Source organism: Nocardiopsis prasina DSM 43845 (assembly GCF_000341265.1).
GTDB lineage: Bacteria > Actinomycetota > Actinomycetes > Streptosporangiales > Streptosporangiaceae > Nocardiopsis > Nocardiopsis prasina.
This window is the reverse complement of sequence record NZ_ANAE01000204.1, coordinates 1-8,777: the sequence shown is the minus strand read 5'-3', so window position 1 is coordinate 8,777 and position 8,777 is coordinate 1. Positions and strand designations below refer to the sequence as shown.

The 8,777-nt window shown below is 73.1% G+C and carries 7 protein-coding genes; 5 read left to right on the top strand and 2 right to left on the bottom strand.

Annotation, left to right across the window (positions count from 1 at the left end; translation table 11 throughout):
• From D452_RS0124870 to D452_RS0124850, 5 genes are all read left to right on the top strand, one after another.
• A partial coding sequence (locus tag D452_RS0124870) for a FumA C-terminus/TtdB family hydratase beta subunit (RefSeq protein ID WP_017546843.1) occupies window positions 1-676 on the top strand: 676 nt, incomplete at its 5' end.
• 25 nt (window positions 677-701) lie between these two features.
• A complete protein-coding gene (locus D452_RS0124865) occupies window positions 702-2,360 on the top strand; it encodes an SLC13 family permease (protein WP_083927618.1) in 1,659 nt (552 codons plus the stop codon).
• A gap of 33 nt (window positions 2,361-2,393) precedes the next feature.
• Window positions 2,394-3,296 carry an FAS1-like dehydratase domain-containing protein gene (locus tag D452_RS0124860; RefSeq protein WP_017546841.1) on the top strand — a complete coding sequence of 301 codons (903 nt, stop codon included), beginning with the start codon at window positions 2,394-2,396 and terminating at the stop codon, window positions 3,294-3,296.
• 75 nt (window positions 3,297-3,371) lie between these two features.
• Window positions 3,372-4,526, top strand: coding sequence for an acyl-CoA dehydrogenase family protein (locus D452_RS0124855; RefSeq protein ID WP_017546840.1), 1,155 nt, complete (start codon window positions 3,372-3,374; stop codon window positions 4,524-4,526).
• On the top strand, window positions 4,526-5,359 hold the full coding sequence (locus tag D452_RS0124850; protein WP_017546839.1) for an HpcH/HpaI aldolase/citrate lyase family protein: 834 nt from the start codon (window positions 4,526-4,528) through the stop codon (window positions 5,357-5,359). Before D452_RS0124855 ends, D452_RS0124850 begins: the two co-directional genes overlap by 1 nt.
• On the opposite strand, the gene D452_RS0124845 is transcribed toward D452_RS0124850, so the two are convergent.
• Window positions 5,337-7,487: a PrsW family glutamic-type intramembrane protease gene (locus tag D452_RS0124845; protein ID WP_017546838.1), complete on the bottom strand. Its 2,151-nt coding sequence runs from the start codon at window positions 7,485-7,487 to the stop codon at window positions 5,337-5,339. The two genes, D452_RS0124850 and D452_RS0124845, sit on opposite strands and share 23 nt — an antisense overlap.
• Window positions 7,488-7,624: 137 nt before the next feature.
• Window positions 7,625-8,777, bottom strand: a 1,153-nt coding sequence (locus tag D452_RS28950; RefSeq protein WP_017546837.1) for a methyltransferase family protein, incomplete at its 5' end; no start/stop codon positions are given.

Below are 8,777 nucleotides of genomic sequence, written 5' to 3'. Positions count from 1 at the left end.
GCTCACCCCGGAGGGCGCCTTCCTGGAACGGCTGGAGACCGACCCGGCCCGGTTCCAGCCGCCGGTCTCCGACGAACGGCTCTCCCAGGACGCGGTGCGCGTGGACCTGGACCAGCCCATGGACCGGATCCGCTCACAGCTTTCCGGTGTCCCCGTCGGCACGCGGGTCAGTCTCGACGGCACCATCGTGGTGGCCCGCGACATCGCGCACGCCCGTGTCCGGGCCGCCCTGGAGCGCGGCGAGCCGATGCCCGCGTACCTGCGGGACCACCCCGTCTACTACGCCGGTCCGGCCAAGACCCCGGACGGTCGCCCGTCCGGTTCCTTCGGCCCGACCACGGCGGGACGCATGGACGGCTACGTCGAGGAGTTCCAGCGCGCCGGGGGCTCGCTGGTCATGTTGGCCAAGGGGAACCGCTCGCGGCAGGTCGTCGACGCGTGCCGCAGGCACGGCGGCTTCTATCTGGGGTCCGTCGGCGGACCCGCCGCCCGTCTGGCCGAGGAGTGCATCCGCGAGGTCGAGGTCCTGGACCACTCCGACCTCGGCATGGAGGCGGTCTGGCGGATCCGCGTCGAGGACTTCCCGGCGTTCCTCGTGATCAACGACAAGGGTGACGACTTCTTCGCGCCCATCGCCTCCCCGACCCTGAACATCACCCCCCGCCCCGGGGTCTGACCCCGTCCGGACAGAGGAACCCCCCATGGCAAGACAGAACGGTCGCGGCAGCGGTCGAGGAACGCCGTCACCGGTGCCCGGAGAGGCGGCGCCCCAGGCGCCGGACGAGCGCCCCGAGGCCTCCCCCGGCGCTCTGCCCGCCGGCCCCACCCTCGAAGCCGGAACCGGCACGACCGACACCGGGACCGCAGAGACCGGGACCGGAACCGCCGAGACCGAGCGCATGCCGTTGCGGCGCGCGATCGGGCTCGGGCTGGGCCCCGTGCTGGGACTGGTCGTGTTCGCCCTCCTGGCTGGCGGCCGGAACGAGCTGACGACCTCCGCGTGCGTGGTCGCGGCCGTGACCGTCCTGATGGCCGTCTGGTGGATGACCGAGGCGGTGCCGTTCGCGGTGACCGCGCTGCTGCCGATCGCCCTCTACCCCGTGTTCGGGGTCGCGGACGTCACCACGGTCGCCGCCCCCTACGCCTCCGACATCGTGTTCCTGTTCCTGGGCGGTTTCGTCCTGGCCCTGGCCATGCAGAGGTGGGGGCTGCACCGCCGGGTCGCCCTGCGCATCGTTCTGGCAGTGGGCACCAGGCCCACCCGTCTGATCGGCGGGTTCATGCTCGCCACCGCGCTGATCAGCATGTGGGTGAGCTCGACGGCCACGGCGATGATGATGCTGCCCATGGGGCTGTCCATCCTGGCGCTGCTCGGGAAGGACGGCGTCGAGATCGACCGGAACTTCTCGGTCTGCCTCATGCTGGGCATCGCCTACGGCGCCACGATGAGCACGACGGCGACGATCGTCGCCACTCCGGGCAACGCGTTCGTGGTCGCCTACATGTCCCAGACCCACGGCATCGAGATCACCTTCGCCCAGTGGATGCTCGTGGGAACGCCGCTGTCGATGCTGTTCCTGGTGATCGCCTGGTTCCTGCTGACCCGGTTCGTCTTCCCCCCGCGCATCACGGAGATCCCCGGGGGCGAGGATCTCGTCCGCAGCCAGCTGCGCGATCTGGGCCGCATGGGCCGCGGCGAGCGCATCATCGCGACCCTGTTCACCGCGACCGCGCTGTCGTGGGTGTTCGTCCCCTTCCTCGCGAACTGGGCGCCGCTGGCCGAGCTCGCACCGTGGCTGGGGCGCGTCTCGGAGGCGGGCATCGCCATCGTCGCCGCGATCGCCTGCTTCGTCCTGCCCGTCCGCGCCCGCCGGGGCCAGATGCTGATGCGCTGGGAGGACGCCGCCGACGTTCCCTGGGGAATCCTGCTGATGTTCGGCGGCGGTCTGAGCATGTCCGCGATGATCACCCACACGGGGCTGAGCGACTGGCTGGGCGGGCACGTCGCGTTCCTCTCGGGCGTCCCGGTGGTGGTCACGGTCGTGGTGGTCGCCGTACTGATCCTGGTCCTGACCGAACTGACCAGCACCACCGCCACGATCGCCACGTACGTCCCGGTGATGGCGGGCATCTCGGCCGGACTGGGACACGACCCGCTGCTGCTGGTGATGACGACCGTCTTCGCCGCCGGGTTCGCCTTCATGCTGCCGATCGCCACCCCGCCCAACGCCATCGCGATCGCCTCGGGCCACGTGACCATCGGCCAGATGTTGCGTGGAGGGGTCTGGCTCAACCTCGTGGCCATGGCCCTGGTCCCACTGGCGATCTTCACCCTGGCCTCCTGGGTCCTGGGCCTCTGACCCGCCACACGAGAGAAAGACGGAGGAAGACGCATGTCCCTTCTCAGCAAGGCCGTCGAGGGCTGGGACCCCGCGCCGGTGAGCGTCACCGGGGTCGTCGACCCGTGGCCCGGCGAGGCGTTCGCGCGGGCGCTGGACCTGCCGACGCGGCTGGCGCCCGGGGACCCCCTGCCCCCGATGTGGCACTGGTTCCACCTGCTCGACCACCCGTCCCGGTCGGACCTGGGCGAGGACGGGCACCCCGCTGAGGGGGCCTTCCTCCCGCCCGTCCCGGACCGGCGCCGCATGTTCGCGGGCGCACGCGTACGGTGGCACGCCCCCATCCGGATCGGGGACGAGGTCACCCGCGACTCCTCGCTGGCACGGGTCGAGGTCAAGCGCGGACGCAGCGGCGAGATGGTGTTCGTGACGGTGCGCTCCCGGTTCCGCCGTGGAGACGAGGTGCTGCTCGTCGAGGACCAGGACGTCGTCTACCGTTCCCAGCCCTCCGGGGGCCGGCGCCCGACGCGGGGCGGTTCTCCCGAGCGGCCCACGTCTCTGGCCGGGGAGGTACTCGCCGGAACGGACGAGGGGCCCCCGCCGGGCACCACGCGGGTCGTGCTCGACACCGATCCCACCCTCCTGTTCCGGGTGAGCGCCCTGACGTACAACACCCACCGCATCCACTACGACCTCCCCTACTGCACGGACGTGGAGGGCTACCCCGGGCTGGTCGTGCACGGCCCCCTCCTGGCCCTGCTCCTGATGGAGATCCCCCGCACGGCACACCCGGACCGCATGGTGGAGTCGTTCGCGTTCCGCCTGCACAGCCCGGTGTTCTCGGGCCAGCGGGTGATCGCCGACGGGCACGCCGTCGACGGGGACGAACTCGTCCTGTCCGCCTCGGCCGAGGGCGGTCCCACATCCATCAGCGCGTCCGCCGTTTTCGCGCCCTGAACCCGGCCACGACCACCATCCCGCCGAGGCCGTCAGCGCTCCGGCACGAGCAAGAAGCAGAGAAGGAAACCCGCGATGACCGAGTTGAGCAGTGAAGAACAGGCCGTGGTCTCCTTGGTCGGCGAGTTCGTGGATCGCGAGGTGCGCCCCGTCGCACGCGACCTCGAACACTCCGACACCTACCCGGAGAAGCTCATCGGGCAGATGAAGGAGATGGGGGTCTTCGGCCTGGCCATCCCCGAACCCTGGGGCGACTCCCGTGTGTCCATGCCCTGCTACGCGCTCGTGACGGCCGAGCTGGCCCGCGGCTGGATGTCCCTGGCCGGTGCCATGGGCGGACACACCGTCGTGTCCAAACTGCTCCTCGCCTACGGGACGCAGGAGCAGAAGGACCACTACCTGCCGCGGATGGCCACCGGCGAGATCCGGGCGACCATGGCCCTGACCGAACCCGGCGGCGGTTCCGACCTCCAGGCCATGACGACCGTCGCTCGCCGTGACGGCGAGGAGTACGTGGTCGACGGGACGAAGACGTGGATCACCAACTCGCGCCGGTCCCAGCTCATCGCCCTGCTCTGCAAGACCGACCCGGCCGCCGAGCCCAAGCACCGGGGCGTCTCGATCCTCCTCGTCGAGCACGGCCCCGGGCTGACCGTGTCCAAGGACCTGCCCAAGCTCGGCTACAAGGGGGTCGAGAGCTGCGAGCTCAGCTTCGACGGTTACCGGGCCCCCGCCTCCGCCCTCCTGGGAGGCGAGGAGGGCAGGGGGTTCGCGCAGATGATGAAGGGGCTGGAGACCGGCCGCATCCAGGTGGCCTCCCGTGCCCTGGGGGTGGGCCGCGCGGCCTTCGACGACGCGTTCCGCTACGCGCAGGAGCGGGAGAGCTTCGGCAAGCCGCTGTGGCGCCACCAGTCCATCGGCAACTACCTCGCGGACATGTCCACCAAGCTCACGGCGTCCCGACAGCTGATCCTGCACGCGGCGGAGAAGGCGGAGGCCGGGCTGCGCTGCGACATGGAGGCGGGCATGGCCAAGCTGTTCGCCTCCGAGACGGCGATGGAGATCGCCCTGGACGCGATCCGCGTGCACGGCGGCTACGGGTACTCGACCGAGTTCGACGTGGAGCGCTACTTCCGCGACGCGCCCCTGATGATCGTCGGCGAGGGCACCAACGAGATCCAGCGCAACGTCATCGTCTCCCAGCTGGTCAAGCGCGGCGGGCTGGACTGATGCCCTCGCGAACCCGGCCCCTCCCCTGGTCCGGCCCGGCACCGCTGTTCTGCCCCGCCGACCGGCCCGACCGCGTCCGGGGCGCGGCCGGGATCGCGGACGCCGTGATCGTCGACCTGGAGGACGCGGTCTCCCCGGAGCACAAGGCGGTCGCGCGCGGGCACGCGGCCGACGCCCTGCGCGAGCTGGGGACCGGGCGGGTCGTCGTACGCGTCAACGCGGTGGGCACCCGGTGGCACGAGGACGACGTCCGCGCCCTCGCCGACCTGCCCGACGCCGTCGTGATGCTGCCCATGACCGCCTCCCGGGAGCAGGTGGAGGCGCTGGCGCCCCGGCCCGTCGTCGCCCTGTGCGAGACGGCGGCGGGTGTCCTGGAGGCGCCGTCCATCGCCCGGGCGGACAACTGCGCCGGGCTGATGTGGGGCGGGGAGGACCTGGCCGCCGACCTGGGCGGGCGCCAGCGTCCCGGCCGGGGCCGGACGCCCGTGGCCGAGCACGCCCGTTGGACGGTCCTGCTCGCCGCGCGGGCGTCCGGCCGGTTCGCGATCGACACGGTGTACACCGACATCGAGGACGTCGCGGGGATGGGCCGCGAGGCGCGGGACGCCGCGGACGCGGGCTTCGACGCCAAGGCGTGCGTGCATCCCCGGCAGGTGGCCGCGGTCCGCTCGGCCTTCCTGCCGACGGAGGACGAGCTCACCTGGGCCCGCCGGGTGCTCTCGGCGGCCGAGGGGCACGGCGGCGCGTTCGGGTTCGAGGGGGGCATGGTCGACGCCCCCGTCATCGAACGGGCCCGGACGATCCTGCGTCTCAGCGGCGGATCAGGCGGTTGACCCTCGCGGGCAGGAGGAGTCCGACCAGTCCCAGGAACGCGTATCCGACCTGACCGGGGGCCAGCATCCCCAGGATGGCGCCGGTGTTGGCGGTGGGGGCTCGCAGGAACTCGCCCATGCGCGGGTGGGCGTGCGGCACGGCGTTGCCCATGGTGAGCAGGCTGAGCACCGCCAGCCCGGCGAGGGCGGTCCACACGAGGGTGGCGGTGTCGGCCGCCGTGAGCCAGCCGAGGATCAGCTCCACCGCCCGCACCGCGTAGCCGGGGGTGCCCTCGTAGCCGGGGGTGCCCTCCGGGACCGCGCCCGGCACGGAACCGAGGGCGAGCAGCGCGGCGGCGGCCACCACGATGCCCCCGGTTCCGGCCAGGCCGATCCTCCGGGCCAGGGCGCGGGCGCTGTCGGCCAGTTCCTCCTCGGAGGGGTAGCGGCGCCAGTTCCTCCCCCGTGAGCGGGCCTCGCCCATGGCGTTGGCCCGGCGCCAGCGCAGGAACCGGAGCGCGTCGCCGAGCGCGCCCGGGCCCTGCTTGGCGGCCATGGTGGCGGTGGCGAGTTCGTGCGCGATGGTGGTGACCGTGGTGGCGAGGGTGACGGGCAGGTTGACCCAGGAAAGCGCGATCCGGCGGAAGGTCGGGGCGATGTCGGCGGGGATGCGCACCCGCAGGGCCACTGACCTTCCGTGTGCCCAGCGGCGCAGCCCCGGCAGCGGGGTCCGGCCGGGCAGCGGGGGCGTGGTCTCCGCCGCCGTCGCGATCACCCGGTAGTCCATCGCCACCGCGAACAGCAGGGCGAGCAGCAGCAGCCACGGGGTGAGCGATCCGCCGCCGAACAGCGTGTGCACGAAGGTGGAGAACGCGTCGAGCCGGGCTCCGGCGGCGCGGGCGTTGACGTCCAGGTGGTCCAGGAACACCAGTGAGGTGGCCAGGACCGGCAGCAGCCACAGCCAGCCCCCGTACCGGCGTCCGACGATCGCCAGACCGAGGGCGGCGCCGATGAGGCCGGTGGCGACGGCGTGCCCCGAGTACGGTTCGGGCGCGGCCCCGCTCACGAGCCCGGTGACCGGGTCGGCCAGAGGCGCGGAGATCCCCACGAACAGCCGCTCGGCCAGCTGGAACCCGGCTCCGGAGGCGGCTCCCAGGAGGAGGAAGTCCACGGCGGACAGGCGGCGCACGCGGCGGCGGGCGAGCAGCACGAGGAGGAGCAGCGGGAGGAGTTTGCCCGCTTCCTCGACGGTGACGGCCACGTAGGTCTGGCTGAGCACGTCGTCGGTGTCCCACCCGAGCGCCCCGCTGACCAGCGAGGAGGCCAGGGCCAGCGGCCAGAGCAGGAGGGCCCCGAGCGCGGCCACCCTCAGCAGGGTGGCGAAGGAGACGGTCCGGGAGCGGGCCAGCAGCGCCAGCTGGAAGAGCAGGAGGTAGGTGAGGAACAGGGCGGGCGGGGCGGCGGCCAGGGCCGGGACCGCCAGGGGGGCGAGCAGCAGGAGGCCGAGCATGGCCCAGCCCCAGGTGCCGCGCAGGGCACGCAGGAACCGGACCGTTCCGGGGCTGCGCCCGCGGGCGCGTTCGGCCCTTCGGGCCAGCCGTTCGGCCAGGTCGGGGCCGGGGCTGCGGGGGGCGCGCGCGTGCCGGGCGCCGGGTTCGACGCAGTTGTAGTGCTGGGCGGCCCGGAGCAGGTCCGGCCGGTTGCCGTCCAGGGCCCGGGTGGCGAAGTTCGCGCGGACCCCGGGGATGTCCGGGCCGACGATCTCGCGGACGAAGTCGATCGGCCCGGAGGCGACGGTGAGTTCGCTGGCGGAGACCAGGACGGCGGCGGAGAAGTCCTCGACGCACACGAGGAAGTCGGTGGGGGTGGGCCCCCACCCCCGGATGAGGTCGATGAGGGTGTCGGTGTCGAGGGGCACCTCGGTCACCGGGTCGTAGGAGTACTCCGCGCGGGTGCGGCAGACCAGGAGCCGGTCGACCCCCAGGGCCCGTCCGGCCTCGACGAGGCCCCGGATGAGGTTGCGGTCGCGCGGCACCACGAAGGGGGTGGTGACCTTGCCCCTGGCCCGGAGCCACTGGGGGGCGAACTCGGTGGGGCCGGCACAGACGCGCAGCACGAGGTCGCGCGCGAGCATCGCCTGTTCTTCCATGGACTTCCTCGTACCGGGGGGTGGGGTGTGGTGGGCCGGGCGCGTCCGGAGGGAGGCGCGGCCCCGCCCGAGCATAACGGCGAGGGGGTCCCGTGGAACATGTGAGATCGCGGCGATTGTTCGGTTGTGGGCTCGCGTCAGCCCGAAGTGGACACGATGGCCGGTGTGACCGGTTTCCTGGAGGGACGCGGCCCGACGCCGAAGGCGTCCCCACACAGCTGGACGAAGTGGCGCAGCACCGGCAGGGAGAGCGCCCACCCGGCCATCGCCCACCCCAGGTGCAGGTGCTCCAAGGACCGGGCCAGGGCGGCGACGCCGCTCCACCGGACCCCCTCCGCGGTCTCGTAGGTGAGCCGGTACAGCACTTCGGGGTGCTCGGCGGCCGGGAGCAGGGTCAGAGCCGCCGGTCCGCGCGCCGCCAGCCAGGCGCCCACGCCCCGGCACGGGCCGCAGTCCGCCGCCACGTACAGGGTGCCCCGCGCCCTCCCGGGCCACGGCCGCCATCGCGGCAGCCACGCGCGCACCCCCGCGCGGTAGGTGTCCCAGTCCGAGCCGAAGGCCGCCCGCAGCTGCCCGCCCTCGTGCCAGGCGGCGAATCCGGCCCCGTAGGCGAGGGCGACCGGGACACCGAGCAGCAGCGGCGGGTGGAGCAGGCCCAGGACCAGGTAGAGGAGGGCGACGGTGAACTGCATCGGGTTGCGCACGTACGCGTAGGGGCCGCTGGTCACCAGCCGTGCGGGCGGGTCGTAGGGCAGCGGTGTCCCGCCGCCCACCGCCGCGAACTCCCGAGCCGCCGCGAGGCCGGGCAGGCAGACCAGGGCGAGCACCTGTGCCCCCGCGGTCAGGGTCTCCGGGGAGGCGGTCCACCACCGCCAGGAGGTGGCCGGTGCCCATGCGGGTCCGGCCGGGGCGGTGGCGAGCACGTACACCGGAAGGACGACCATCAGGCCGAGGGCGAGCACCGCCTGTGTCCACATCCGGGCGTGGACCAGCTGGCCGCGCCGGGTCCAGTGGGCGAGCAGCAGCGCGGGGATCAGGCAGAGGGCGGAGCCCAGGAACTCCCCGAGCAGCCAGAGCGGCCCCAGCACCACCACCGGTTCGGCCAGCGGCATGAGGATCAGGTCCAGCCACACGAGCACGGCGGTGACCAGCGGGACCGGGAGGATCCGGAGCATGACCGCGGGCAGCGCGCCCCACAGCAGCACCCAGGCCAGCAGCAGGTCCACCGGCAGCCCCTGCCACACGGCGCCCTGCGCGTGGAAGGACCACCAGCCCGCCCGCAGCGCGATC

Bases quoted from the DNA above. Each gene is read 5' to 3' on its own strand.
- D452_RS0124865 (WP_083927618.1), top strand. From the start codon at position 702: ATGGCAAGACAGAACGGTCGCGGCAGCGGTCGAGGAACGCCGTCACCG.
- D452_RS0124860 (WP_017546841.1), top strand. From the start codon at position 2,394: ATGTCCCTTCTCAGCAAGGCCGTCGAGGGCTGGGACCCCGCGCCGGTG.
- D452_RS0124855 (WP_017546840.1), top strand. From the start codon at position 3,372: ATGACCGAGTTGAGCAGTGAAGAACAGGCCGTGGTCTCCTTGGTCGGC.
- D452_RS0124850 (WP_017546839.1), top strand. From the start codon at position 4,526: ATGCCCTCGCGAACCCGGCCCCTCCCCTGGTCCGGCCCGGCACCGCTG.
- D452_RS0124845 (WP_017546838.1), bottom strand. From the start codon at position 7,487: ATGGAAGAACAGGCGATGCTCGCGCGCGACCTCGTGCTGCGCGTCTGT.